The sequence below is a fragment of the Pseudomonas sp. LFS044 genome, from assembly GCF_047978245.1.
Lineage (GTDB): Bacteria > Pseudomonadota > Gammaproteobacteria > Pseudomonadales > Pseudomonadaceae > Aquipseudomonas.
The window spans coordinates 85,209-110,834 of sequence record NZ_JBFPFX010000006.1 but is presented as its reverse complement, the minus strand read 5'-3'; the positions used below and the strand labels follow the sequence as shown (position 1 = coordinate 110,834).

The window sequence follows — 25,626 nt, the reverse complement described above, 5'->3', positions numbered from 1 at the left end:
CGTCGTCAGTCGCGCGTCAGAAGACGCGGTGCAAGCTCTTTCAGGGCACGGCGGTACACTTCACGCTTGAAGGTCACCACCTGGCCCAGCGGATACCAATAGCTGACCCAGCGCCAGCCGTCGAATTCGGGCTTGCCGGTCAGGTCCATCCGCACCCGTTGCTCATTGCTCACCAGGCGCAGCAAAAACCATTTCTGCTTCTGGCCGATGCACAGCGGTTGGCTGTGGGTACGGACCAGTCGCTGGGGTAAACGATAACGCAACCAGCCGCGGGTGCAGGCAAGAATTTCCACATCATCGCGTTCAAGGCCAACTTCTTCGTTCAGCTCGCGGTACAGGGCATCTTCCGGCGTCTCGTCAGGGTTGATACCACCCTGCGGGAATTGCCAGGCATCCTGGTTGATCCGCCGAGCCCATAGCACCTGCCCGGCATCATTCGTGAGAATGATCCCGACATTTGGGCGAAAACCATCCGGGTCGATCACGGCAGCAACCTCGCAAACGCATGTCACCGCATTGTTCCACAAAGCCTGCGAGCGCAGCAACGCGCCCACCAAGCTTATGTGCAGCGCGGTGAAAACTACGTATTCTGCGGGCCTACCCTGTGGCTGATGCGAGTGACCACGATGCGCCTGGCTTTATTCGACCTGGACAATACCCTCCTTGGTGGCGACAGTGACCACGCCTGGGGTGATTATTTGTGCGAACGGGGCATTCTGGACCCGATCGCCTATAAACAACGTAACGATGCCTTCTATCAGGATTACCTGAACGGCACCCTGGACCTGCAGGCCTACCTGGCCTTCTCCATGGAAATCCTCGCGGCGACCGAGCCGGCCCAGCTCGACCAATGGCACCGCGACTTCATGCGTGACTGCGTCGAACCGATCATCCTGCCCAAGGCATTGGCCTTGCTGCAGCAGCACCGCGATGCCGGCGACCAGCTGGTGATCATTACGGCCACCAACCGCTTCGTCACTGCACCGATTGCCCGCCGCCTGGGCGTGCGGGTGCTGCTGGCGACCGAATGCGAGATGCACGATGGCCGCTATACCGGGCGCAGTACCGATATACCGTGTTTCCGTGAAGGCAAGGTGACGCGGCTTGCGCGCTGGATGCTGGAGAACGGCTTCGATCTGGAAGACAGCTATTTCTACAGCGACTCGATGAACGACCTGCCCCTGCTGGAGCGCGTGACGCATGCGGTGGCGGTGGACCCGGACCCTAACCTGCAGGCCGAGGCCGAACGGCGCGGCTGGCCGGTGGTTTCTTTGAGAGATTGAGGCAGTTCTGTTCTGGCCTCTTCGCGGGGCAAGCCCGCTCCCACAATGATCGGTGTTGCAAGGACATTGCGGGAGCGGGCTTGCCCCGCGAAGAGGCCGGCCGGTGTAGCAGAAGGCTGTCAGACCGGCTTGGCGCCCATCAACCCGGCAATGGACAGAAAGCAAACACCGCTGAAAACGGCCAAAGCCAGGGTAAACCGCAACCCTACCGCTTCGGCCTTGCGCAGCCGATTGAGGCGCACCAGCAACCACCACACGGCAAACGCGCCCACCGTATAGATGACGCTTGAAGCCAGCACCCAGGTCTGCCCCAATGGCCAACCCACCAGGTGCACCAGCCACCAGCCGGTGACGGGCATGCTCACCAGGCAGGCGCCCATCAACAGCCAGACGAACACCAGCGGCCGACGCAGCAGTTTTGCATAGGCCTCGGCATCGCCCTGGCGGCGCGCGCGAACGGTCCAGATCGCCAGGCCCAGCGCGCCCAGAAGCAGCAGCGCGGTAGCGACGATGTGCAGGGCCTTGAGGGTGGTCAGATGTTCCATCTTCAAATTGTCCTTCAGCAGGCTATTTCGCGTCGCCTCTTTCGCGGGTAAGCCCGCGAAAATGGCCATCAGCCCAAGCTTAGCCGCTTAACCCAGGAACAGCCGGTAGGCCGGGTTGTCGGTTTCATCCCAGTACGGGTAACCGATCTTGGCCAGCGCTGCCGGCACCAGGTGGCGCTCGTCTTCTGGCACCTGCAGCCCAGCGACCACACGGCCGTCAGCCGCGCCATGGTTGCGGTAGTGGAACATCGAGATATTCCAGCGCCCGCCCAACTTGTTGAGGAAGTTGAACAACGCACCCGGCCGCTCGGGGAATTCGAAGCGCAGCACGATCTCGTCGCTGGCACCGGCCGAATGGCCGCCGACCATATGGCGGATGTGCAGCTTGGCGAGCTCGTTGTCGGTCAGGTCGGTGACCGGGAAACCCTGATCGATCAACTGTTGCACCAGTGCAGCGCGCGGGTCGTTCTCCGGGTGGGTCTGCACGCCAACGAAGATGTGGGCTTCGTCGGAGGTATGCTTGCGGTAGTTGAATTCGGTGATCTGGCGTTTGCCGATGGCCTCGCAGAAGGCCTTGAAGCTGCCCGGGCGCTCTGGGATGGTCACAGCTATGATTGCTTCGCGCTTCTCGCCCAGCTCGGCGCGCTCGGCGACATGGCGCAGACGGTCGAAATTGACGTTGGCGCCCGAATCGATGGCGACCAGCGTCTGCCCGCTCACACCGGTGAGCTCCACGTACTTCTTGATACCGGCGACGCCCAACGCGCCGGCAGGTTCGGTGATCGAGCGGGTATCGTCGTAGATATCCTTGATTGCGGCACAAATTTCGTCAGTGCTGACAGTCACCACGTCATCCACATACAGCCGGCAGATATCAAAGGTATGCTGGCCAATCTGCGCCACCGCCACGCCATCGGCAAACAGCCCGACCTGCGGCAGTACCACGCGCTCGCCAGCGGCCATGGCCGCCTGCAGGCAGTTGGAGTCATCCGGCTCGACGCCGATCACCTTGATTTCCGGGCGCAGGTATTTCACGTAGGCAGCGATGCCGGCGATCAGGCCGCCGCCGCCCACCGGCACGAAGATCGCGTCCAGCTGGCCTGGATGCTGGCGCAGGATCTCCATGGCCACGGTGCCTTGGCCGGCGATGGTGTGCGGGTCGTCGTAAGGGTGGACATAGACCAACCCCTTCTCATCGACCAGCTTCAGCGAGTAGGCCAGCGCCTCCGGGAACGAATCGCCATGCAAGACCACCTTGCCGCCCCGCGAACGCACGCCTTCGACCTTGATCTCCGGCGTGGTCTTGGGCATCACGATGGTGGCCTTGATGCCCATTTCACGCGCGGCCAGGGCCAGGCCCTGGGCATGGTTGCCGGCCGAAGCAGTAACCACGCCACGCGCCAACTCTTCAGGGCTCAGTTGCGCCAGCTTGTTGTACGCCCCACGGATCTTGAAGGAGAACACCGGCTGCAGGTCTTCACGCTTGAGCAGAATATGGTTGCCCAGGCGCTTGCTCAGCTGCCCGGCGTTCTGCAGCGGGGTTTCGACAGCGACGTCGTAGACGCGCGAGGTGAGGATCTTCTTGACGTACTGTTCGAGCATCGGGAAAGCATCACTGGCCGCGGGACAAGGGCTGCGAGTCTACCCCAGCGCTACGTCGGGCGACCACAGCAAAGCCGCCCGAGCCGTTATACTAGGCAACTTTGAAAACCGCCCTGCCCCTTTTCGGAGCCCGCATGACCCAGGACCAACTCAAACAGGCCGTCGCCCAGGCCGCTGTCGACTTCATTCTGCCCAAGCTGGATGAAAAGAGCGTTGTCGGCGTCGGTACCGGTTCGACCGCCAACTTCTTCATTGACGCCCTGGCCCAGCACAAGACCGCCTTCGACGGTGCAGTCGCCAGCTCCGAGGCCACTGCCCAGCGTCTGAAGGGCCATGGTATCCCGGTCTACGAGCTGAACAGCGTCAGCGAGCTGGAGTTCTACGTGGACGGCGCCGACGAAAGCGACGCCCACCTGAACCTGATCAAAGGCGGCGGTGCGGCGCTGACCCGCGAGAAGATCGTCGCGGCCGTGGCCAAGACCTTCATCTGCATCGCCGATGGGAGCAAGCTGGTGCCGGTGCTGGGCGCCTTCCCGCTGCCAGTGGAAGTCATCCCGATGGCCCGCAGCCACGTGGCGCGCCAACTGGTGAAGCTGGGCGGCGACCCGGTCTACCGTGAGGGTGTGGTCACCGACAACGGCAACGTCATCCTCGACGTTCACAACCTGCAGATCACCAACCCGGTGGAGCTGGAAGCGCAAATCAACGCGATCGTCGGCGTGGTTACCAACGGCCTGTTCGCGGCGCGGCCGGCGGACTTGCTGCTGCTGGGTACTTCGGAAGGCGTCAAGAACCTTACTGCCGAGTAAAGCCATCGCCGGCAAGCCGGCTCCCACCGGATCTCCAAAGCCTTTGATAACTGTGGATTACCTGTGGGAGCCGGCTTGCCGGCGATTGGGGCCAGAAGAACACTCAATCAACCGGCTGCTTGAACACATAAAACAGGTTCGGCTCACTGACCAGATAAATGGTCCCCGCTTCATCCATCGCAATCCCCTCCGCCTGCGGCACAGTCTGCTTCAGCCCCTGATACCCCTTGCGCAACGACAGGGTACTCAGCGGTTTGCCTTTCACGTCCAGTTCAATCACCAGCCGCGACTCATCCGACAACGCCAGCAAATGCCCACTGCGCTCGTCGAACTGCAGGCTCGAAAGATCCCTCACGAACAACCGCGCATCACGTTTGCGATCCTGCACCACATGCACCGCATAGGGTTGCTGAGGGTTGGAATGGGGAAACCCGTGAATCTCGTAGATCACCATCGGGTCGCGCTCCTTGGCCACAAACAGGCGCTTGCCCGCTGAATCATAGGCCAGGCCCTCGAAGCCCTTGTTGCCGTTCAGGCCGATACCCAGGCTCAGCTGCTCGGCATCCTGGGCATCGAGAAACAACGTGTCGTCATCCAGGCGCACGCGGATCAGCCGCTGCGTGCGCTCGTCGGTGATCACAAAGCTGTTGGGGCCGACATACTCCACCGCCTCCGGGTCGCCAAAACCGGTCAGCGGAACGCGGCGCAGAATGCGCCCGTCCAGGGACAGTTCGATCAGCTCGGAACGCTTGTTGGTGACCGTGAACAAGGTCTTGCGGTCGGGGTCGTAGGTCAGTGCCGAAATATCATCGTCCAGCCCTTCCACCGGCTGCGCCTCGATCACCACCCGGTAGCGGTCCAGGCCCATGCTTTGCTCAGCAGGCTGCCACCAGGTCTTGAGGTTGAACCAGCCGCGCTCGGCCCAGCGAAACTGCTGCTCGGCCACGCCCAGAGCGAGCACGGCGAGCAGGCCACAGGCAGCCAGGACAAGGGGCAGACGGACATAACGACGCATAAAGGCAGACTCGGTTTGAGGACGGCGAATCTAACCACGAACAACTGAAGTAAAGCTTAATGCCAGCATCAGAATGATCTGATTCTGATATCAGTTTTTTCTGAAGCGGTAGAACAACGCGGGCTCGCTGACCATGTAAAGGTTGCCTTTGTCATCCATGGCCACGCCTTCGGCGCGTGGGATGGTGTCCTTCAGGCCGTTGAAGCCGCCCAGCAGCGTCATGAAGCTGACCTGCTGACCCTGCTCATCGAGCTCGAGCAGCATGTTGGAATCGGCCGAAAGCACCAACAGGTGGCCCGTGCGCGGGTCTACACCCAGGGCCGACAAGTTGCGCAGGTCGAGTTCGTCGCTGGCCAGCGCCTGCTTGCCACCCTTGAGTGGGCTGCGCCCATCGGTGCTCCAGGTGTAGAGCTTCGGCGGGCGCTCTTCGCCAATCACCAGGCGCTGGCGCAGCGGGTCCCAGGCTATGGCTTCGAAGCCTTTGTTGCTCTTTACCGACGTGCCCAGGTCATGGCTCGGGAAATCGGCATGGTTCAGCGATCGGGTCTGCGCATCTACCTTGACCACGGTCAGGTCATGCAGGCGCTCATCGGTGATTGCCAACTGGCCATCTTCCAGTACGGCGACACCTTCCGGGTTGTTCCAGCCCACCAGGGGGATCTGCCGCAACACATCGCCATCGAGGTTCAGCTCGACGAGGAACGGGTTTTTGCCCATTACCACGAACAGGGTGCGGGTATGCGGGTTGAAGGCTACGTCTGAGGCTTCGTCATCTTCCATGCCGGGCATAGGCTTGGCATCGATGTCGACCTGGTAATCCGGCAACCACACGCTTTCGCTACGTTCGGCGCTGGTTTCAAAGCTCTCTTTCATCCACAGCAGGCCACGGTCGTCCCAATGCATCGCCACGGCCACGCCATAGCCGATCACCGCAGCCACGGCCAGGCCAAACGGCCAGCGCAGGTAGAAGCGGCGCTTGGGGGATGCGGGAGCGGTGGAAGGCGATGGCATGCAGGGGTTCCTGAGGATTGAGCGAAGGTTCGCGCATTATCCGGATGGGTTGTGAAAAATCGGTAAATTGCGTTGCCTTCATCGCGGGCAAGCCCGCTCCTACAGGCGGCACTGTACGTGCAGGAGCGGGTTTACCCGCGAAGGGCGCGGTATCAGATCAGAGCACGCGGCTTTCGAAGCGGCTCACACCCGGCAATTCCAGCACCAGCTCATCACCGACGTTGAACGGACCGACGCCTGCCGGCGTACCGGTGAGGATCACATCGCCCGCCTGCAGCGAGAAATGCCGGGCCATGTACTGGATGATCGGCACGATCGGGTTGAGCATCATCGAGCTATTACCGTCCTGACGCACTTCGCCGTTGATGGTCAGGCGCACCGGGATATCGGTCACATCCTCGAACGCGGCAGCCGATACGAACGGCGGCAGCACGCAGGCACCGTCGAAGCTCTTGGCCAGTTCCCACGGCAGGCCCTTTTCCTTCAGCTTGGCCTGCAGGTCGCGCAGGGTCAGGTCCAGCGCCGGGGCATAACCGGAGATTGCATCCAGCACTTCCTCTTCCGAGGCGTGGGCAGACAGCGACTTGCCCAACAGCACGGCGATTTCCGCTTCGTAGTGTACCGAGCCACGGTCGGTCGGGATCTTGAACCCACCTTCCAACGGCACCACGCAGCTGCCCGGTTTGATGAACAGCAGCGGTTCACTCGGAATAGGGTTGTCCAGTTCCTTGGCATGCTCGGCATAGTTACGGCCGATGCATACCACCTTGCCCAGCGGGAAGTGAATGCGCGTGCCGTCTACGTACTGGTGCTGGTAACTCATGGCCGACTCCTTTGCTTACTGCTTTTTATTCAGGAGCGAAGATCTTACCCGGATTCATGATGCCGTTAGGGTCGAAGACGGCCTTAATTGCCTTCATGCAGGCAATTTCATCCGGCGAGCGGCTGTAGCCCAGGTAGTCGCGTTTGGTCATGCCCACGCCATGCTCGGCAGAGATCGAACCGTTGTAACGCTGGACGATCTCGAACACCCACTTGTTGACCTTGGTGCACGAGGCGAAGAAATCATCCTTGCTCATGTGCTCGGGCTTGAGGATGTTCAAGTGCAGGTTGCCGTCGCCGATGTGCCCGTACCAGACCACCTCGTAGTCGGGGTAGTGCTGGCTGACGATGGCATCGATGTCGCGCAGGAACGCCGGCACCTTGGAAACCGTGACCGAGATGTCGTTCTTGTAGGGCGTCCAGTGCGAGATGGTCTCGGATAGGTATTCGCGCAGCTTCCACAGGTTTTTCAGCTGGGTCTCGCTCTGGCTCATCACCCCGTCCAACACCCAGCCCTGCTCGACGCAGTGCTCGAAGGTGGCCAGTGCTTCGTTGGCCACGTCCTCTGTGCTGGCTTCGAATTCCAGCAAAGCGTAGAACGGGCAGTCGGTGGCGAACGGCGCCGGCACGTCGCCACGGGCCAGGATCTTGGCCAGGCCCTTGTCGGAAAAGAACTCGAACGCAGTCAGGTCGAGTTTGCCCTGGAAGGCATGCAGCACGGGCATGATCGAGTCGAAGTCCGGCGTGCCCAGCACCATCGCAGTGAGGTTGCGCGGGGCGCGGTCCAGGCGCATGGTCGCCTCGACCACGAAGCCCAGCGTACCTTCGGCGCCGATGAACAGCTGGCGCAGGTCATACCCGCTGGCGTTCTTGATCAAGTCCTTGTTCAGCTCCAGCAACTCGCCCTTGCCCGTGACCACCTTCAGGCCGGCAACCCAGTTGCGGGTCATGCCATAGCGGATCACCTTGATGCCGCCGGCGTTGGTGCCGATGTTGCCGCCGATCTGGCTTGAGCCGCTGGAGGCGAAATCGACCGGGTAATAAAGGCCCTGCTCTTCGGCGAAGTTCTGCAACTGGCGGGTGATGACGCCTGGCTGGCAGACCACCGTGCGGTCGAAGGCATTGAAGTCGACAATCTGGTTCATGTAGTCGAAGGCGACCACCACCTCGCCATTGGCCGCCACGGCACCGCCGGAAAGCCCGGTGCGGCCACCGGAAGGCACCAGCGCGACGTGATTGCGATTGGCCCAACCGACAATGGCCTGCACCTGCTCCACGCTTTTGGGGAACACGATGGCGCTGGGTGCGGGCGGGTAATGCTTGGTCCAGTCCTTGCCATAAGCTTCCAGGGAAGCCGCGTCAGTCAGGACCTTGCCAGGGTCGACAAGGGTCATCAGTTCATCAATTACAGCGGGGTGGGTCATCGCTGGAACTCTCGACTTATTCATAGTCACCCTGAGCACTCTTCACCTGTCGGGATAAGCTCAGATTGTGTCGCGTATGCTAGCATAGCCCTCCCGCTGTTCATGCTAAGGCCCACGCCGCGCCTAGCATCACCCTCGCCATTTTTCTCCGGGATACAGGTTTACGCAGATGAGCAAGACTTCTCTCGACAAGAGCAAGATCCGCTTCCTTCTTCTTGAAGGTGTGCACCAGAACGCGGTCGATACTCTCAAGGCTGCCGGCTACACCAACATCGAATACCTCACGGGTTCGCTGCCGGAAGCCGAGCTGAAGGAAAAGATCGCCGATGCCCACTTCATCGGCATCCGTTCGCGCACCCAGCTGACTGAAGAGATCTTCGACTGCGCCAAGAAACTGGTCGCTGTCGGCTGCTTCTGCATCGGCACCAACCAGGTCGACCTGGAAGCTGCCCGCGAGCGCGGTATCGCCGTATTCAACGCCCCGTACTCCAACACCCGTTCGGTAGCCGAGCTGGTGCTGGCCGAAGCCATCCTGCTGCTGCGCGGCATCCCCGAGAAAAACGCCTCCTGCCACCGTGGCGGCTGGATCAAGAGCGCGGCCAACTCGTTCGAAATCCGTGGCAAGAAGCTGGGCATCGTCGGCTACGGCTCGATCGGTACTCAACTGTCGGTACTGGCTGAAAACCTCGGGATGCAGGTGTACTTCTTCGACCCGCTGACCAAGCTGCCGCTGGGTAACGCCGTTCAGGTCGCGAGCCTCAACGAGCTGCTGGGCCTGGCCGACATCGTTTCGCTGCATGTGCCTGAGCTGCCATCCACCCAGTGGATGATCGGCGAGAAAGAAATCCGCGCGATGAAGAAGGGCGCGATCCTGATCAACGCCGCCCGTGGCACCGTTGTCGAGCTGGACCACCTGGCCGCCGCGATCAAGGACAAGCACCTGATCGGCGCCGCCATCGACGTGTTCCCGGTCGAGCCGCGTTCCAACGACGAAGAGTTCGAAAGCCCGCTGCGCGGCCTGGATAACGTGATCCTGACCCCGCACATCGGTGGTTCCACCGCCGAAGCCCAGGCCAACATCGGCCTGGAAGTGGCCGAGAAACTGGTCAAGTACAGCGATAACGGTACCTCGGTATCCTCGGTCAACTTCCCTGAAGTGGCCCTGCCGGCGCACCCAGGCAAGCACCGCCTGCTGCACATCCACGAAAACATCCCGGGCGTGCTCAGCGAGATCAACAAAGTCTTCGCCGAGAACGGGATCAACATCTCCGGTCAGTTCCTGCAGACCAACGAGAAAGTGGGTTACGTGGTCATCGACGTCGATGCCGAGTACTCCGACCTGGCGCAAGAAAAACTGCAGCACGTCAAAGGCACCATCCGCTCGCGCGTACTGTTCTGAGCGTGATTGCTGCATAAAAAAGGGAGGCCCAGGTGGCCTCCCTTTTTCGTTCTTCTGTGCCCTGGGCCCGCTTCGCAGGCCTTTCGCGACGCAATGCCGCGCCTACAGAAGACAGGCTCGCGATGGTTATTTCACCTCAACGGTGATCTTCTTCGATTCGACGCTTGGCTTGAACGGCACGTGATACTGGTCGCCCAGCACCAGCTGCAAGGTGTGCTTGCCCGGCGTCAAGGTAATGGTGGCCTCGGTCTGTGCCTTGCCGAAGTGCAGCACCTGTGGGCCCGCCGGCAGCGCAACACCGCTCTCGGGCATCAGGCTGGTGGGCAGTGGCTGGTCAGCCAACGGTTCTTTGTCGACATCCACCAGCAGGTGGTGGTGGCCGGTGTGAGGCGTCTGGTCGCCCGCAGGCTTGAGCCCCATGCCTTCGATGCCGAACTTGACGGTGAAGGTCTTGTCGACCGTTGCACCATCGGCGGGGGAAACGATGAAGACCTTGGCATCCTTGGGCGGCTCCTGGCTCTTCAGCGCATCCGCAGCGGTGGCCAATAGCGAGGCCCCCATCAGCAGACCGGCAACGGCAGCACGCGAAAATAGGCTGTTCATTCACTTCTCCTGTGATTCACTTGAAAGCCGCCGCCAGAAAATTCCTACGGCAGCGGTCGTTCACCATAGCCCACAAAGAGAAATATTTCAGTTAGGGTTAAACCTCGCCAAGGCTTCAAGGTCATAGGCTGCGCTCGACCACGACGAGGAAGAAAGTCGTGGCGAAAGTTATTCATTTGCCAAAGAAAGGGGCTTTACATGCGTTCGACCATAGGCGTACTGCTGGCAGTACTCATCACGCCATTGGCTCAAGCCGAGCTGATAGACGAAATAGCCGACCGGGGCGAACTGCGCATTGCCGTGCAGGCCGACAACTCGCCTTATGCCTTCAAGGAAAACGACCACCTGACCGGTTTCGACATCGAATTTGGCCAGGAGCTGGCAAAAGAGCTGGACCTGCGCGCCGAATTCATCGAAACCCCTGCCGCCGAAGCGTTGCCAGGGGTGCAAAGTGGAACCTACGACATCACCCTGACCCCGGCAGACAGCGCACCCAAGGCCGACACCCCGTTCGATGTCAGCCAGCCATTCGGCGAGAAGAAACTGGTGATCCCGTTCCAGAAAGGCAACCCCGCGTTCGAGGGCGCAGTGAACAACGCGCTGCAGCGGCTGAAGGACAGTGGCCGTACTGCAGAGCTTGAGCAGAAGTGGTTCAAGGGTGTGCAGGAGACTGCTGCCGGGCAATAACTGATTTGTCGCCTGTACCGGCCTCTTCGCGCGGCAAGCCCGCTCCCACAGATATGTCACAGTTCCCCAGAATTGCGCGGTATTTGTGAGAGCGGGCTTGCCCCGCGAAGAGGGCGGAGCAGGATCAAGCTGAAAGCCCAGCCAACGCTCGCTCCGCTTCTTCCAGCTCCAATTCGCTGAACACCAGCACGCCCTCGCGCCGCAACAGCGCCGTAGTCACCCCTTCACCCGGCACCTTCACCCCGGCAAACGTGCCATCGTAGGTCAACCGGTTGCCACACGAAGGGCTGCCAGCCTTGAGCACCGCCACCCGGATACCATGCCGACGCACCAGCGCCAGCGCCTGCTGCGCACCGGCCAGGAACGCAGCACTGACATCCTCGCCACTCACCGTGATTACCTGCGCGCCACCATCGAGCACAGCGCCACCCTGCCCACCCGGGATTTCCGCCGCCGGGCGCGGTGTCGGCAAACCGCCGGCCACTTCCGGGCACAACGGCACCACACGCCCTTCGGCCTGCCAGCGCTGCAACAGATCAGGATGGCCGCTGGCTCGGCCGTCATAACGCACCGGCTGCCCTAGCAGGCAGGCGCTGACCAGCACCCTGGGCAAGTCAGAACGGGTCATTGCCACGGCGCCGGAACCAGCCTGTCAGCGATAGCCTTTCGCGTCCGGCCGGCAAGACTTCGTGCGGCACCTCGCCCGACAGGAAAATCACCAGGCTGCCGGCCACCGGCTGCACGTCGTGCACCACATCGTCAGCCAGGAACATGCGCAACTGGCCGCCATCCTCTGGCTGCCAGTCCTCATTGAGGTAGAGCACCGCCGAAACCATGCGCCGGTCGTCATCGCGAAAACGGTCCAGGTGCCGGCGATAAAACGCCCCCGGTGGGTACAGGGCGAAATGGCACTCAAAGTCTTCAAGGCCGAGGAACAAGCCCTGATTGATGGCCAGGCGCACGTGGTCCATGGCCGCCAGGTATTGGTCACACGCCTCGGCCTGGCCGGGGTCGATCCACTCGATCTGGTCGCCACGGATCGCCTCGCGCACCTCCTGGGAAACGCCACGCCCAACCCCGGCAGGGTTGAGCTGGCCTTCTGCATCACGGCGCCGACATTCGGCCGCTAGCGCACGCACCAGTTCACCAGGCAGAAAAAGGGCCTGCTGCGACCAGCCATGGGTGGCCAGATCGTCGACGACGGCCGCAAGCATCGGGTGTTCAGGGGATATGTGCATGGCGCGCATCATATCCATTAGCCCTGCACTCGCACAGCGCCACTTGGCTGAGAATCACGCGCGTATCTCGACAAACCGACGCCGAGCCAAGGACAATAGCCATCTGCCGACAGGAGTCCTGAATGCGCCGTCTGTTTTCCCTGCTTCTGCTGATGATCTGCACCATGCCTGTCTGGGCAGACAGCCTCGATCAACTGTACAAGGCCGCCGGCTGGCCCGACCAGCGCGCCCATTTCAATGATGCCGTGAGCGCCGCCCAGCAGCGCTACCGCAACAGCCTGCCGCCTGCCGTTTACCAGGCGCTGGTCAACAACAGCAACCAGCGCTTCCAGGCCGAGGGTATGGATCGCCGTGCCCTGGCGCAGCTGCGTAGCGCCTTGCCCAACCCTGCGCCGGCGCTGGCCTTCTTCCAGTCGCCGCTGGGGCGCAAGATCGTCGCCGCCGAATTGCTGGCCACGCGCAAGGACCAGTTGGCCAAGAACGCCAAAGGCCTGCCGAAGATCCAGGCCAGTGACAACCGCCTGCTGATCATCGGCCACCTGGCCCAGGCACTCCCGGCCCGCGAAGCGGGTGCCGAGGTCAGCCTGGCGATCGCCGGGGTGGCTGCCGACAGCTTGAGCTCGATGATCCCCGGCCTGTTTGGTGGCGGCCAGGCCCAGGGCCTGCTCGACGGCCAGCGCCAGCGGCTGATGAGCCAGATTGGCGAGGACCTCAACAACACCTTGCTGTACGTCTACCGAGACTTGTCCGACGCCGAACTCGAGCAGTTCGCCACCTTTGCCGAATCGCCGGAAGGCAAGGCGTATTACCAGGCTGCCGTGGCTGCCGTGCGCGCAGGGCTGGCGGTCGGCCAGAACGGCGCCAACCTCAAGTAATCAGCCCAGGCGCTGATCGATGAAGTCGAAGTAGCGCTGGCGAATGCCCGGCAGCTCGTTGGCCAGGTGGTGGCGAGCCTCGGGCAGCATGAGGATTTGCGGTTCGCTGAACTTGGCCTTGAGCACCTTGAGGTTATAGGGCCAGTCCACGGTGCCATCCGCCTCCCCCTGAACGATCAAAGGCTGCCGCTTACTGCACGGTGCGGCTTCGATACGCTTGACCCAAGCCATCAGCGCGCCGACCCAAGCGGTCGGCAAGCGACGCGGTTGCAGCGGGTCGGCCTGCAGAAACGGCAGGAACGCCGGGTCGTTGGTGTTTTCGCTGAAGCGCCGCTCGATGCCATTGACGAAATGGCGCAGCACCCGATAACTGACTTTCGACCACAGCCAGGCGCGTGGGCGCACCAGCGGCGCCAGCAGGATCACCTGGCCATCGATCGGGCTTTTTGCGCCCTGGTGCAGCAGGTGGTCCACGGCAATCGCCCCGCCCGTGCTTTGCCCGCACATGTGCCACGGTCGCGGCAGGTCAAGGCTCCGCGCCTGCTCGAACAAAGCGTCCAGCACCTGCTGGTACAGCGCGAAATCAGTGATGCTGGCGCGCTCGCCGCTGGACAACCCGTGCCCAGGCAGGTCGCAACTGATGACTGCGTAGCCCTGCTTCAACGCCCATTCGATCACATGCCGGTACAGGCCCATGTGGTCGTAATAGCCATGCAGCAGAAACAGCGTCGCAACAGGCTGCGGCGGCAGCCAGGCTTGCCCGACCAGCTCGAAGCCCGCTGCCTGGAAGCCACCCAGCCAGCTCTGCGCCGACAGGTCCAGGCCATAGAAACGCTGGTAGTCCTGGGCCAGCGCAGACAGGGGCTGGCGAGCGCTCAAGGGCTCGAGGGTGGGGCGCAGGCGGTCGGGCTGAAAAGCAACAGGCATCAAGTACATCCAAAGCGAAGCGAGTATTGATCTGGGATATTCAGCTCTTGGCTCCATCGTGGCAAGCTTGGGCACTTTTATTGCCTGAACTGGCCTCATCGCCGGCAAGCCGGCTCCTACAAGAACCGCATGTTCTCCACAGCCGCCGCTGTACCTGTGGGAGCCGGCTTGCCGGCGATGAGGCCAGCAAAAACAACAGCGAATTCTTCATGCAGACGCCAATCAAACGGGTAATCATGGCCACCGCGGTGCTGCTCGGCGCCGCCGTGCTCTGGTGGGCCTACGACAATTTCCAGTCCCGCTACCTGCGCCCCTTCGACAACCAGGCCACCCTGTTCGACGGCAGCCAGTTGCGCCTGCCCGCGGCACTCGCAGGCCCTGGCCCGATCCGCGTGGTGCATTTCTGGGACCCGGCCTGCCCCTGCAATGTCGGCAACCAGCAGCATCTGGCCGACCTGGTCAGCCACTTTGCAGGCGCTGATGTCACGTTCCACTTCGTGCAAAAACCCGGTAGCCAGGGCCAGTTGCCGGCCAACCTCACCCGCTTGCAACCCATCGCCAACCTGCCTGGTAGCGAGCAGCTGCCCGCCTCCCCCGCCGTGGCGATCTGGGACCGTCAGGGCAACCTTGCCTATTTCGGCCCCTACAGCGAAGGCGCGGTGTGCAACGCCAGCAACAGCTTCATCGAGCCGATCCTCAAAGCGCTGCTCGATGATCGCCAGGTCAGCGCATCCAATACGCTTGCAGTTGGCTGTTACTGCCCTTGGGCCGGCTGACGCACCCGCGCCGGGTTACCCACCACCACCGCGCCCGCCGGCACATCGCGGGTTACCACACTGCCCGCGCCGACCACCGCGTTGTCGCCGATGGTCACCCCGGGCAGGATGATCGCCGCACCGCCAATCCACACGTTGTCGCCGATGGTCACCGGCCGCCCGCTTTCCAGCCCGCTGCGGCGCTGCTCGGGGTCAAGCGGGTGGTCGGCGGTGTAGATCTGCACCGCCGGGCCGATCTGGCAGTCATCGCCGATGCGCACCGGCAGCACGTCGAGAATCACGCAGTTGAAGTTCATGAAGGTATTGCGGCCGACACTGATGTTGTAGCCGTAGTCACAGAAGAACGGCGGGCGAATCACGGTGCCCTCGCCCACATGGCCGAAGTGCTCGGCGAGCAAGCCGTTGCGGGCTTCATTCAGAGAGTAATAAGACCCAAATTAACGGCCATAATGGCCGCTACGCGGCGGGAGGTCACACCGAACTTCCGCCGAATATTTCCCATATGGAAGTTCACATTGGCTTCCGAGCAGTTGCAGATAACCGATATCTCCCAACTGGTCTTGCCGATGGCGCACCACTGCAACACTTCCTTCTCCCGGCTGGTCAGAACCACCGGTTTGCTGACCGGATGTTCGAAGGCCAGTCCGGCACCGCTCTGCAGTGCGTAGTCCTTGAGCATCCACAGGGTCGGCAGGACCGACTCTATGAAACGGTTGGCCTCGGCCCGGTTTTCCGCTTCCACGCTGAGGCTCAGCGCGCCGAGTTCGCCGCGAGCACCATGCAGCGGCATGGTCAGCCCATACACCAGGCCGGCGGCCGAGGCTTCCTCGAAGAACTCGTGCTGCTTTCGCGTCTGGTAGATGGACGGTTCCCAGAAAATCGGCAGTACGCTCTGGGTACAGTGACTGACCGTCGGGTCGACCCGCGCGTAGCCAGCCCGGTCGTAATGCTCGCGCCAGGCGGCCGGGTAGTTGCCGACGATGAAGGCGTTCTCGTAGTCCTGGCTGTCCTTAGGCAACAGGCCGAACAGGATCTTCGAGAATCCAAGGTCGCTCGCCATCTTCTGCAGGATGGCGCTCCACTCCAATTTTCCACTTGAGCGTTCCAGCTCAAGAAAACCGTCAACCAAGGCCATTGAGCAACTCGAAGCTGCTGTTGTAACGGTGCATCCAGTGCTTGCTGGCAATTTGCTCGGCCTGCAGCTCGGGGCAACTGGCATGGTAGGGCTGGCCGCTGAGCATTTTCTGTTTTTCGCTGAGGAACATTGGAATCTCCTGTCGGGGGCTATGCTCTGTTCGCGAATACGTCGAAGATCGGACCACATTTTCCGCTCGAATGCACAAGGAGTCTCGATGAAGCGCAGCCTGACCCTGTTGGCCGTGGTCGTAGCCGTGGCCGCCGGCGCTGGTTACTGGTACGTGCATGGCAAGCTGCCGCAGCGTGACGGCGAGGTGGCGATTGCCGGGCTGCAGGCCCCGGTCAGCGTGCGCTATGACGCCCGCGGCGTGCCGCACCTGCAGGCGCAGAACGAAGCGGACCTGTACCGCGCCTTCGGTTACGTGCATGCCCAGGACCGGCTGTTCCAGATGGAAATCATGCGCCGCCTGGCGCGTGGCGAGTTGGCCGAAGTGCTGGGCGACAAGCTGCTGCCCACCGACACCCTGTTTCGCAGCCTGCGCATCCGCGACCAGGCTGCCTTGATGGTGCAGCGGCTGGACCGCCAGTCACCGGCATGGCAAGCCCTGCAAGCCTATCTTGACGGCATCAACGCTTGGCAGGCCAGCCACCCCAAGCCCATGGAGTTCGACCTGATCGGCATCACCCCCAGGCCGTTCACCGCCGAAGACACCTTGAGCATCGCCGGCTACCTGGCCTACAGCTTCGCTGCCGCGTTCCGCACCGAGCCTGCACTCACCTACATCCGCGATCAGCTCGGCCCGCAGTACCTGAAAATCTTTGACCTCGACTGGCACCCTGACGGTGCGATCCGCACGCCACTGGCCGCCGCAGACTGGCAAAGCCTAGAAGCTCTGGCGCGGCTCAGCCACGAGGCCCTTGGCGATGCCGGTATCCCGCAGTTCGAGGGCAGCAACGCCTGGGCCATTGCAGGTAGCCGTACTCGCAGCGGCAAGCCATTGCTGGCCGGTGACCCGCACATCAGCTTCGCGGTGCCGGCCGTGTGGTACGAGGCAGAGCTGTCGGCGCCTGGCTTCAACCTGTATGGCTATTTCCAGGCGCTGAACCCGTTCGCGCTGCTCGGGCACAACCGCGACTTCGGCTGGAGCCTGACCATGTTCCAGAACGACGATGTGGACCTGATTGCCGAGAAGGTCAACCCGGCCGACAACGACCAGGTCATGGTCGATGGCCAATGGCGAACCCTGGAAAAGACCGAGCAGAAGATCGCCGTCAAAGGCCAGCCGCCCGTCACCGTCGAGCTGCGCCGCTCCCCTCACGGGCCGATCGTCAACGAGGTGCTAGGGGCAACCGCCGGCGCCACACCCATCGCCATGTGGTGGGCATTCCTTGAGACCCACAACCCGATCCTCGAAGGTTTCTACCAACTCAACCGCGCCGACACCTTGGCCAAGATGCGCGAGGCGGCCGCCAAGGTACACGCGCCAGGGCTGAACTTCGTCTGGGCCAACGCGCGTGGCGATATCGGCTGGTGGGCAGCGGCACAACTGCCGATCCGCCCGGAGGGCGTCAACCCGACCTTCATCCTCGAGGGTGCCAGCCCACAGGCCGACAAGCTGGGGTTCTACCCCTTCAGCGTCAACCCGCAGCAGGAAAACCCGGCCAGTGGCTACATCGTTTCGGCCAACTACCAGCCGCCAGCGGTGGTGCCGGTACCGGGCTACTACAACCTTGCGGACCGGGGCCGACAGCTGGACCGCCAGCTGGCCAACCCGGATGTGCAATGGGACACCGAAAACAGCCAGGCGCTGCAACTGGACACCGCCAACGACTACGGCCCTCGCACGCTGGCGCCGTTACTGGCGACCCTGCGCGGCATCGCCCAGGGCGATGAGGAAAAGGAGCTGGTCGAGCAACTGGCAGCCTGGCGCGGTGACTACCCGCTGGACTCGACCAGCGCCACGCTGTTCAACCAGTTCCTGTACCAGCTGGCGTATGGCGCGCTGCACGACGAGCTCGGCGATACCTGGTTCCCGGTGCTGATCAGCACCCGCGCCATCGACGCCGCCCTGCCACGCCTGGCCGCCGATGCCGAATCGCCGTGGTGGAACACCCGCGGGGCCACTCAACCAACCGACCGCACCGCCGTCGTGCGTGACGCCTGGCAGCAGACGCTCAAGCACCTGCGTGAAACCATCGGCAAAGACCCGGCCAGCTGGCAATGGGGCAAGGCGCATACGCTGACGCACAACCATCCGCTGGGGGTGAAGAAGCCGCTGAACCTGCTGTTCAACGTAGGGCCGTTCGCGGCGCCCGGCACTCATGAAGTGCCCAATAACCTGTCGGCGAAGATCGGGCCGGCACCCTGGCCAGTGACGTATGGACCTTCGACCCGGCGGCTGATCGATTTTGCCGATGCCGGGCAGGCGCTGACCAGTAACCCGGTAGGGCAAAGTGGGGTGCCGTTCGACAGGCACTATGCGGATCAGGCCGAGGGGTACATCGAGGGGCGGTACCAGCGGGCACAGATGGGGGTTATTCCGGCGCAGAGTACGCTCAAAGCGGTGCCTGTAGGAGCGGGCTTGCCCGCGAAGGGCCGCTGAACCCACCCCATCAACCACTGCCAGCACCAAAAAAAACGCCGACGCAATGCGCCGGCGTTTTTCATGCAGGGCCGAATCAGAACGCCGGCAGCACCGCACCGCTGTACTTCTTGGCGATGAATTCCTTCACCTCTGGGCTGGTCAAGGCCTTGGCCAGCTTCTGGATAGCCTCGCTGTCCTTGTTGTCCGGGCGGGCAACCAGGAAGTTCACGTAGGGCGAGTCTCTACCCTCGATTACCAGCGCGTCCTTGGCCGGGTTCAGGCCAGCTTCCAGCGCGTAGTTGGTGTTGATCATGTCCAGGTCGACCTGGTCCAGTACCCGCGCCAGCATGGCCGATTCAAGCTCCTTGAACTTCAGCTTCTTCGGGTTCTCTGCAATGTCCTTCGGGGTGGCCAGGGCGTTTTTCGGGTCTTTCAAGGTGATCAGGCCAGCCTTCTGCAGCAGGATCAGGGCACGGCCGCTGTTGCTGCCTTCGTTAGGGATGGCAACGGTTGCGCCGTCCTTCAGCTCGGACAGGTTCTTGATCTTCTTCGAGTAGCCACCGAATGGCTCCACGTGCACGCCGATCACGGTTTCCAGGTGGGTGCCTTTACCTTCGTTGAAGCTCTTCAGGTACGGCAGGGTCTGGAAGTAGTTGGCGTCCAGGCGCTTCTGGTCCACTTGCACGTTTGGCTGCACGTAATCGGTGAAGACCTTGATTTCCAGGTCCACGCCCTCTTTGGCCAGGGTCGGCTTGATCAGCTCGAGGATTTCAGCGTGGGGTACCGGGGTGGCGGCAACCACCAGTTTCTCGGCGGCAGCAGCCAGGCCGGAGAACGACAGGGCGGCGGCCAGGGCCGTGGTCAGCAGGGTCTTCTTCATGGTGGTCCTTGTTCTGTTTCTGGCCATCGGCGATGGCGAAGTCGGTGCCCAACCGTTTCATCAGCGGGCGTGAGGCGGAAGATACCGAGATTTTTTATTCCGCAACAATACCTTTTAATTAGCTACTTATTCCAAAAACAAACTGCCATTACCGACTTTGCTTATGAGCGATGTCTAGCCTGCGGGGTTGGGCAGGTCGAGGTCTTCTGGCTGGATCTCGTCACTGTCATTGACCAGCAGGGCGAAGTGGATGATGTTCTCCAGCTCGCGAGTGTTGCCGGGCCAGGCGTGGGCTTCCAGCACCTGCTGGGCCGCTTCGCTGATCAGTGGCACCGGGCGTTGCAGGCGTGCGGTGTAGATACCCACGAAGTACTCAGCCAACGGCAGGATATCGCCGCGGCGCTCACGCAGCGGCGGCAGCTCCAAAGCACCCTCGCGCAGGTACTGGTACAGGCGTTCGTTGAACCTGCCGGCCTTCACCACCCGCGCCAGGTCGATACTGGTCGCCGCCACCAGGCGCACATCTACCGGTTGCGGCTGTTGCGCACCGACACGGGTGACTTCGCGGTTCTCCAGTGCGGCCAGCAGCTTGCCCTGGATAGCCAACGGCAAGTCGGCGATCTCATCTAGGTACAGCGTGCCGCCGTTGGCCGAGCCGAACCAACCCGCACGGCTGCTGGCAGTTCCCCCGTGAGCACCGGCGCTGTAGCCGAACAGCTCGGCGTCGGCGTAGGTGTGGCTGATGGCCGCGCAGTTGACCGAAACAAACAGCCCGCCGCGGTCGCTGGCGCGATGGATCTGCCGGGCCAGCAGCTCCTTGCCGGTGCCGGTCTCGCCGCGGATCAGCACCGGCAGCGGTTGCGGCGCCAACCGCTCGAGGGCCTTGCGCAACTGCTGCGAGCGCGGGTCGATGAACACCAGTGCCTTGGCACGGATGCTCAGTGGGCTCTTGTCCAGTTCAGGGAAGGTCAGCAGGGGCTGGCCGAACGGGTTTTGAAAGGTCATGACGAACTCCCGCCCCATGCCTCCAGCGGCCGGGCGTCAGGCTAACGATAAACAGGAGGGCCGATCAGGCGCGGCGCAGTGCGCGCTGCTCAACCCGGCTTTGCAGGCGATACAGGTAGGCGAAGCCCTGCTCCCAGCGTTCATGCCCAGACTTCACATTGATGTGCCCGGCGTTGCTCAACAACCCTGCTTCAGCCCCCCAGGCCTGGGCCAGGAAAAGCGCGCGCGGAACGTTCACCGCCGGGTCGTTATCGGAGCTGACCACCTGGCTTGGGAATGGCAACGCCTGCAGCGGGATCGGCGCGAAGTTGCGCAAGGCGGGCGAGCAGGTCGGCCGCTCGACGTCAGCCGGTGCCACCAACAGCGCGCCACGCACTCGGCGCAGCAAGGCCGGGCTGGCCTGCTCGGCCCAGTGGGCGACCGTGATGCAGCCCAGGCTGTGGGCGATGAGAATCACCGGCGAGCGTTCAGCGGCGATCGCCTGCTCCAACGCCTGCACCCAGTCCTGGCGCTGCGGAGTCAGCCAGTCCTGCTGCTCGACCCGGGCGCTGTTGGGCAAGGTGCGCTGCCAGTGACTCTGCCAATGGTTGTCTGGCGATCCTTGCCAGCCCGGCACAATCAGGTAGCGAATCGACTCATTGCGCATGGGGACGCCTCCAGTAAGTTTGCGTGCTTGGAGACAAGTATAGGGAGGTGTTTATATTCGTAAAGGAATAAGAAGCTATTTATTAATAACCATAAGGCATTTCTGGGAAACTCATTTGCCATAAAAAAAGGGCCTACCCCTGCCAAGAGATAAGGCCCATAAGCACTTGCCTGAAGAGGGTTTGCCGATCAGCGCGCGGTGATCACCGCCAGTTTGCTGATGCCTGCACGTTCGATCGCGGCCATGGCTCGCGCCACCTCGCCGTAATTCACGCCGTCGTCAGCCTGCAGCTGCACACGCACTTGTTCGTCCTTGGCCTTGGCCGCCTTGAGGCTGGTTTCCAGCAGCTCCGGCTGGATCTCGTCCTTGTTGATGAACAGCTTGCCGCCGCCATCGATGCTCACCACCAGCGGGTCCTTCTGCTCCACCGGCGCCACGGCCTCGGTCTTGGGCAGGTTGATGGGGATGGCGTTGGTCAGCAGTGGTGCGGTGACGATAAACACCACCAGCAGCACCAGCATGACGTCTACCAGGGGCGTGACGTTGATTTCACTGAGGACTTCGTCGTTGTCCTGGGTCGAAAAGGCCATATCAGGACGCCTCCTTCACCGGCTGGGTGAAACCGGTCTGCGCCTTTTGCACGGCGGGGTGCACCAGTACGCGGAAGGCACTCTTCTGCGCCAGGCTATAGAAGTCGTGGGCGAAATCATCCAGGTCGGCGGCGGTCAGCTTGAGGCGGCGCAGGAAGTAGTTGTAGACCAACACCGCCGGCACCGCGACAGCGATACCCACACCCGTGGCGACCAGTGCCGCGCCGATGGGGCCCGCCACGGTTTCCAGGCTGGCCGAGCCTGCCGCGCTGATGCCCTTGAGGGCTTCCATGATGCCCCACACCGTGCCGAACAGGCCGATGAACGGCGAGGTGCTGCCGATACTGGCCACCACGGCCAGGCCGGTTTCCAGCGAGCGGCGCTCACGCACGATCTGCTGGCGCAGGGCACGTTCCAGGCGGTCCTGGTGGTTGATCGCGTGGCTCAGGTCGTTGGCCTGGGCCTCGCCGACAGCAATCGCGGCATAACCGGACTGAGCAACGCGGGCCGCCGGGCCAGGCAGCTCATGGCTGATTTGCGCCGCCGCATCCAGGCTCGAGGCTGCCCAGAATTGCTGGTGGAAGCGTTTGTCCTGATTCTTCAGCCGCACGAACTGCACGACCTTGACCAGGGCCAAGCCCCAGGTAGCGACAGAAAAACCTACCAGCAGCCAGATGACTGCGCTTTCAACGGACTCGAGGGGGGATGCCAACAGGCTCATGAGAGTGTCTTCCTATGTTCTGCAAATAATGGTCTGGCGAAAATCAACGAAGCTTGAAATCGATCGGCACACTGACCCAGCCGGCCTGGGCCACATCGCCCTGCTTGGCGGGTACGAAACTCCAACGCTTGACCGCAGCCAGGGCGGCGGCGTCGAGGGCATCGCGACCGCTGCTTTTCTGCAGCTGGATCTGCCCCGGCTTGCCGCTGGGCAAGACCTCGACTCGCAGCAGCACGGTGCCTTCCCAGCCGCGGCGCTGGGCCATCTGCGGGTACTCCGGCGCCGGGTTCTTCAGGTACGCGGCGTTGGCCGAAGCGGGCGTTACCGGCGCCGGCGCGGGTGGCGCAGGCGGTGCGGGGGCCGCCACCGGCGCAGGCGCTGGGGGTGGTGCCTCGACCGGTTTGGGCGGCGGCTTGGGCGCCTGCTTGACCACGGGCTTGGGCAGCGGCTTTGGCTTGGGTTTAGGCTTGGCGGCCAGCTCGTCAACGACCGGTGGCGGTGGCTCCACCACCGGCGGTGCCGGGGCCGGTGGTGGCGGCTCGACCACGGGCGGCGCAGGTGCGGCGAACTCGATGGTCATGGGTGGGATCTGTGGCGGCACTACCGGCAGCTCAGGCGTCGGGGCTTGGCTTACCCAGTAGGCGGCGGCGCCGTGCAAGGCCAGCACCAGCAAGCCCAACGCCAGCTTGTCGCGGCGCTTGAGGCCGCTGACCGGCGTGCGTTGCAGCCGCAGCTGGCCCAGCGGCAGGCGAAGTGTCCGTCCAAGCTCGACCAGGTCACCCGGGGCCGGGCGCCATGGCTGGTCGTAGGCCCTGACGGCCGTCTGGACATTACCCATTGATCAAACTCCTGGGGTTCTTGATTCAGGTGTGTGGCTGAATCATCGGGGCCAGAGGCTTATCTCTTAAAGTAATGTTTAAAATTAAAGTTAGATCATTTAGGCATATTGGTTTTGGGTGGTTGCTTGGAAGCCACGTGATTCGCGGGTTTCGTAATAGCAGCGCAAAACCGATGCATTGCAGGCATGGAAAATATTCTTGTAAGGCATCGGCTTGCCGCGAGGGCTGCGCCCTCGATCGCGGGTAAACCCGCTCCTACAGGGGGGCGGCGGCGATTCTTACACGGGCAATAAAAAAGCCCGGGACCATGCCCGGGCTTTTCGATGATCCGAGGGATCAGATATCCGCCACCTTCTGCCAGACCTTCGGCCTGAAGAACAGCGTCTCGCCCCGCGCCAGCCCAGTCAGGCTGTCGTGGTCCTTGACCACCTCGGCCTCGATCAACTCGCTTTGCCCTTCCACCTTCAACGTCACCCGGGTAGTCGCCCCCAGCGGGCGAATATCACGAACCTCGGCGGCATGGTGCCCTTCAGTCTCATGGCGGGACAACGACACCTCGTGCGGGCGGAACAGCACGTGGTTGCCTTCGCTGAGCGCCAGGCGATTGGAGTCGCCGAGGAAGTGGTAGACGAAGTCGTTGGCCGGCTTCTCGTACACTTCGCCCGGCGAGCCGATCTGCTCGATCACGCCCTTGTTCATCACCACGATGCGGTCCGCCACTTCCATGGCTTCTTCCTGGTCGTGGGTCACGAATACCGAAGTCAGGTTGATGTCTTCATGCAGCCGTGCCAGCCAGCGGCGCAGCTCCTTGCGCACTTTGGCATCGAGGGCGCCGAACGGCTCGTCGAGCAGCAGCACCTTGGGCTCCACCGCCAGGGCACGGGCCAGGGCGATACGCTGGCGCTGGCCCCCGGAGAGCTGCTCAGGGTAGCGGTCGGACAACCAATCCAGCTGCACCATGTTCAGCAGCTCATGCACCTTCTCGGCGATCTTGCTCTCGCTCGGGCGCTCGCCCTTGGGCTTCATGCGCAGGCCGAACGCGACGTTGTCGAACACGCTCATGTGGCGGAACAGCGCGTAGTGCTGGAACACGAAACCGACGTTGCGATCACGCACATCGTGGCCGGACACATCCTCGCCGTGGAACACGATGCTGCCGTCATCCGGCGTTTCCAGGCCAGCGATGATACGCAGCAGGGTGGTCTTGCCGCAGCCAGACGGGCCCAGCAGGGCCACCAGCTCGCCGCTGTGGATATCCAGGTTGATGTTGTCCAGGGCCTGGAAGCTGTTGAAGCGCTTGCTGACGTTACGAACTTCGATCGACATGAATCATTCCTCCGCGGCGCTATGGCGCAGGCGGTTAATACGGTTCTCGCTCCACTGCTTGAGCAGCAGGATGAAGAGCGCCAGGATCAGCAACAGGCTGGCCACGCTGAAGGCCGCGACGTGGTTGTACTCGTTGTAGAGGATTTCCACGTGCAGCGGCAAGGTGTTGGTGACGCCGCGGATGTGCCCCGACACCACCGACACCGCGCCGAACTCGCCCATGGCTCGCGCAGTACACAGCACCACGCCATAGATCAGGCCCCACTTGATGTTCGGCAAGGTCACGTGCCAGAACATCTGCCAGCCGTTGGCACCCAGCAGGCGTGCGGCTTCTTCCTCCTGGGTGCCCTGCTCCTGCATCAGCGGGATCAGTTCACGGGCAACGAATGGCACAGTGACGAAGATGGTCGCCAGCACGATGCCCGGCAGGGCAAAGACGATCTGGATATCGTGGTCCTGCAGCCAAGGCCCAAACAGCCCCTGGGCGCCGAACATCAGCACGTAGACCAAGCCGGCAATGACCGGCGACACCGAGAACGGCAGGTCGATCAGGGTCACCAGCACGCTCTTGCCACGGAAGGTGTACTTGCTCACGCACCATGCAGCGCTTACGCCGAACACCAGGTTCAGCGGCACGGAAATGACCACCGCGAGCAAGGTCAGCTTGAGCGCAGACAGCGCGTCAGGCTCGAAGATCGCCTCGAAGAACGTACCAAAGCCGTTCTTCAAGGCCTGCGACACCACAATCACCAGCGGCAGCAACAGGAACAGCGCGAACACCAGCCAGCCAAGGCCGATCAGGATGCGCCGCGAGGTGGCACTGCCACGCCGTGCGGCGTTGGCGGCGGCGGTAGCGCTCAGGGATGAACTGGACATAGCCG

General features: G+C 62.6%; 28 protein-coding genes and 1 pseudogene. 7 read left to right on the top strand and 22 right to left on the bottom strand.

From position 1 onward, the window contains the following. Positions 1–5 precede the first annotated feature (5 nt). Complete coding sequence (locus tag ACNQPL_RS06930) at positions 6–485, bottom strand: RNA pyrophosphohydrolase (RefSeq protein WP_003249017.1); 480 nt, start codon at positions 483–485, stop codon at positions 6–8. A 141-nt stretch (positions 486–626) separates the two neighbouring features. Here ACNQPL_RS06930 and ACNQPL_RS06925 point away from each other — a divergent pair, with 141 nt between their 5' ends. Further along, complete coding sequence (locus ACNQPL_RS06925) at positions 627–1,283, top strand: HAD family hydrolase (RefSeq protein ID WP_416466283.1); 657 nt, start codon at positions 627–629, stop codon at positions 1,281–1,283. A gap of 119 nt (positions 1,284–1,402) precedes the next feature. Here ACNQPL_RS06925 and ACNQPL_RS06920 read toward each other — a convergent pair whose 3' ends face one another. After that, positions 1,403–1,828 (bottom strand): DUF2269 domain-containing protein, encoded by a 426-nt coding sequence (locus ACNQPL_RS06920; RefSeq protein ID WP_416466282.1) that lies wholly within the window; start codon positions 1,826–1,828, stop codon positions 1,403–1,405. Between the two features lie 87 nt (positions 1,829–1,915). Next, the gene (ilvA, locus tag ACNQPL_RS06915; RefSeq protein WP_387522892.1) at positions 1,916–3,430 is read right to left on the bottom strand and encodes a threonine ammonia-lyase, biosynthetic; all 1,515 of its coding nucleotides are present in this window, start codon (positions 3,428–3,430) and stop codon (positions 1,916–1,918) included. Positions 3,431–3,564: 134 nt separating this feature from the next. On the opposite strand from ilvA, the gene rpiA reads away from it, so the two are divergent. Then, positions 3,565–4,239 (top strand): ribose-5-phosphate isomerase RpiA, encoded by a 675-nt coding sequence (gene rpiA, locus ACNQPL_RS06910; RefSeq protein WP_387522894.1) that lies wholly within the window; start codon positions 3,565–3,567, stop codon positions 4,237–4,239. 103 nt (positions 4,240–4,342) lie between these two features. Here rpiA and ACNQPL_RS06905 read toward each other — a convergent pair whose 3' ends face one another. The 4 genes from ACNQPL_RS06905 to ACNQPL_RS06890 all read right to left on the bottom strand — a co-directional run bounded on the left by ACNQPL_RS06905 (position 4,343) and on the right by ACNQPL_RS06890 (position 8,511). Next, positions 4,343–5,254 carry an SdiA-regulated domain-containing protein gene (locus tag ACNQPL_RS06905; RefSeq protein WP_346614211.1) on the bottom strand — a complete coding sequence of 304 codons (912 nt, stop codon included), beginning with the start codon at positions 5,252–5,254 and terminating at the stop codon, positions 4,343–4,345. 90 nt (positions 5,255–5,344) lie between these two features. After that, on the bottom strand, positions 5,345–6,265 hold the full coding sequence (locus tag ACNQPL_RS06900; protein WP_346614212.1) for an SdiA-regulated domain-containing protein: 921 nt from the start codon (positions 6,263–6,265) through the stop codon (positions 5,345–5,347). Positions 6,266–6,422: 157 nt separating this feature from the next. Continuing rightward, positions 6,423–7,088, bottom strand: a complete 666-nt coding sequence (locus ACNQPL_RS06895; protein WP_346614213.1) for a fumarylacetoacetate hydrolase family protein — start codon at positions 7,086–7,088, stop codon at positions 6,423–6,425. A 25-nt stretch (positions 7,089–7,113) separates the two neighbouring features. Further along, positions 7,114–8,511: an FAD-binding oxidoreductase gene (locus ACNQPL_RS06890; protein WP_416466281.1), complete on the bottom strand. Its 1,398-nt coding sequence runs from the start codon at positions 8,509–8,511 to the stop codon at positions 7,114–7,116. A 169-nt stretch (positions 8,512–8,680) separates the two neighbouring features. Here ACNQPL_RS06890 and serA point away from each other — a divergent pair, with 169 nt between their 5' ends. Then, on the top strand, positions 8,681–9,910 hold the full coding sequence (gene serA, locus ACNQPL_RS06885) for a phosphoglycerate dehydrogenase (RefSeq protein ID WP_346614215.1): 1,230 nt from the start codon (positions 8,681–8,683) through the stop codon (positions 9,908–9,910). A gap of 126 nt (positions 9,911–10,036) precedes the next feature. Here serA and ACNQPL_RS06880 read toward each other — a convergent pair whose 3' ends face one another. After that, complete coding sequence (locus ACNQPL_RS06880; RefSeq protein ID WP_346615294.1) at positions 10,037–10,513, bottom strand: DUF4399 domain-containing protein; 477 nt, start codon at positions 10,511–10,513, stop codon at positions 10,037–10,039. 198 nt (positions 10,514–10,711) lie between these two features. Here ACNQPL_RS06880 and ACNQPL_RS06875 point away from each other — a divergent pair, with 198 nt between their 5' ends. Continuing rightward, entirely contained in the window at positions 10,712–11,200 is a 489-nt protein-coding gene (locus ACNQPL_RS06875) for a substrate-binding periplasmic protein (protein ID WP_346615293.1), read from the top strand. A 124-nt stretch (positions 11,201–11,324) separates the two neighbouring features. Here ACNQPL_RS06875 and ACNQPL_RS06870 read toward each other — a convergent pair whose 3' ends face one another. Together ACNQPL_RS06870 and ACNQPL_RS06865 are read right to left on the bottom strand one after the other, a co-directional pair. Further along, the gene (locus tag ACNQPL_RS06870; protein WP_416466280.1) at positions 11,325–11,828 is read right to left on the bottom strand and encodes a DUF523 domain-containing protein; all 504 of its coding nucleotides are present in this window, start codon (positions 11,826–11,828) and stop codon (positions 11,325–11,327) included. Next, positions 11,815–12,450: a 2OG-Fe(II) oxygenase gene (locus tag ACNQPL_RS06865; RefSeq protein WP_346615299.1), complete on the bottom strand. Its 636-nt coding sequence runs from the start codon at positions 12,448–12,450 to the stop codon at positions 11,815–11,817. Before ACNQPL_RS06865 ends, ACNQPL_RS06870 begins: the two co-directional genes overlap by 14 nt. A gap of 110 nt (positions 12,451–12,560) precedes the next feature. Here ACNQPL_RS06865 and ACNQPL_RS06860 point away from each other — a divergent pair, with 110 nt between their 5' ends. Further along, a complete protein-coding gene (locus tag ACNQPL_RS06860) occupies positions 12,561–13,313 on the top strand; it encodes a DUF2059 domain-containing protein (RefSeq protein WP_346615291.1) in 753 nt (250 codons plus the stop codon). On the opposite strand, the gene ACNQPL_RS06855 is transcribed toward ACNQPL_RS06860, so the two are convergent. Then, complete coding sequence (locus ACNQPL_RS06855; RefSeq protein WP_416466279.1) at positions 13,314–14,240, bottom strand: alpha/beta hydrolase; 927 nt, start codon at positions 14,238–14,240, stop codon at positions 13,314–13,316. It abuts the gene before it with no gap. A 209-nt stretch (positions 14,241–14,449) separates the two neighbouring features. On the opposite strand from ACNQPL_RS06855, the gene ACNQPL_RS06850 reads away from it, so the two are divergent. Continuing rightward, complete coding sequence (locus tag ACNQPL_RS06850) at positions 14,450–15,016, top strand: DUF6436 domain-containing protein (RefSeq protein ID WP_416466277.1); 567 nt, start codon at positions 14,450–14,452, stop codon at positions 15,014–15,016. Here ACNQPL_RS06850 and ACNQPL_RS06845 read toward each other — a convergent pair. The 3 genes and pseudogenes from ACNQPL_RS06845 to ACNQPL_RS06835 form a co-directional block, all read right to left on the bottom strand. Beyond that, positions 14,995–15,435, bottom strand: a complete 441-nt coding sequence (locus ACNQPL_RS06845; RefSeq protein WP_416466334.1) for a sugar O-acetyltransferase — start codon at positions 15,433–15,435, stop codon at positions 14,995–14,997. The two genes, ACNQPL_RS06850 and ACNQPL_RS06845, sit on opposite strands and share 22 nt — an antisense overlap. Beyond that, a complete protein-coding gene (gene lasR, locus ACNQPL_RS06840) occupies positions 15,432–16,151 on the bottom strand; it encodes a transcriptional regulator LasR (protein ID WP_347032980.1) in 720 nt (239 codons plus the stop codon). Before lasR ends, ACNQPL_RS06845 begins: the two co-directional genes overlap by 4 nt. Then, positions 16,150–16,281: pseudogene (locus ACNQPL_RS06835) on the bottom strand (maltose acetyltransferase domain-containing protein); the annotation flags it as partial. The gene lasR and the pseudogene ACNQPL_RS06835, both read right to left, overlap by 2 nt. Positions 16,282–16,368: 87 nt before the next feature. Here ACNQPL_RS06835 and ACNQPL_RS06830 point away from each other — a divergent pair. Then, the gene (locus ACNQPL_RS06830) at positions 16,369–18,756 is read left to right on the top strand and encodes a penicillin acylase family protein (protein ID WP_416466276.1); all 2,388 of its coding nucleotides are present in this window, start codon (positions 16,369–16,371) and stop codon (positions 18,754–18,756) included. A 76-nt stretch (positions 18,757–18,832) separates the two neighbouring features. Here the strand turns inward: ACNQPL_RS06830 and ACNQPL_RS06825 are convergent, their stop codons facing one another. The 8 genes from ACNQPL_RS06825 to cysW form a co-directional block, all read right to left on the bottom strand. After that, the gene (locus ACNQPL_RS06825; RefSeq protein WP_416466275.1) at positions 18,833–19,618 is read right to left on the bottom strand and encodes a MetQ/NlpA family ABC transporter substrate-binding protein; all 786 of its coding nucleotides are present in this window, start codon (positions 19,616–19,618) and stop codon (positions 18,833–18,835) included. Between the two features lie 174 nt (positions 19,619–19,792). Further along, positions 19,793–20,623: a sigma 54-interacting transcriptional regulator gene (locus tag ACNQPL_RS06820; protein ID WP_346615285.1), complete on the bottom strand. Its 831-nt coding sequence runs from the start codon at positions 20,621–20,623 to the stop codon at positions 19,793–19,795. Positions 20,624–20,687: 64 nt separating this feature from the next. Then, on the bottom strand, positions 20,688–21,269 hold the full coding sequence (locus ACNQPL_RS06815; protein ID WP_346615284.1) for an alpha/beta hydrolase: 582 nt from the start codon (positions 21,267–21,269) through the stop codon (positions 20,688–20,690). Between the two features lie 188 nt (positions 21,270–21,457). Next, a complete protein-coding gene (locus tag ACNQPL_RS06810; protein ID WP_416466274.1) occupies positions 21,458–21,859 on the bottom strand; it encodes an ExbD/TolR family protein in 402 nt (133 codons plus the stop codon). A 1-nt stretch (position 21,860) separates the two neighbouring features. Continuing rightward, entirely contained in the window at positions 21,861–22,580 is a 720-nt protein-coding gene (locus ACNQPL_RS06805; RefSeq protein ID WP_346615282.1) for a MotA/TolQ/ExbB proton channel family protein, read from the bottom strand. A gap of 43 nt (positions 22,581–22,623) precedes the next feature. Beyond that, positions 22,624–23,418, bottom strand: a complete 795-nt coding sequence (locus tag ACNQPL_RS06800; protein ID WP_346615281.1) for an energy transducer TonB — start codon at positions 23,416–23,418, stop codon at positions 22,624–22,626. A 337-nt stretch (positions 23,419–23,755) separates the two neighbouring features. Beyond that, positions 23,756–24,745: a sulfate ABC transporter ATP-binding protein gene (locus ACNQPL_RS06795; protein ID WP_346615280.1), complete on the bottom strand. Its 990-nt coding sequence runs from the start codon at positions 24,743–24,745 to the stop codon at positions 23,756–23,758. 3 nt (positions 24,746–24,748) lie between these two features. Next, positions 24,749–25,621: a sulfate ABC transporter permease subunit CysW gene (cysW, locus tag ACNQPL_RS06790; RefSeq protein ID WP_346615279.1), complete on the bottom strand. Its 873-nt coding sequence runs from the start codon at positions 25,619–25,621 to the stop codon at positions 24,749–24,751. Positions 25,622–25,626: the final 5 nt, after the last annotated feature.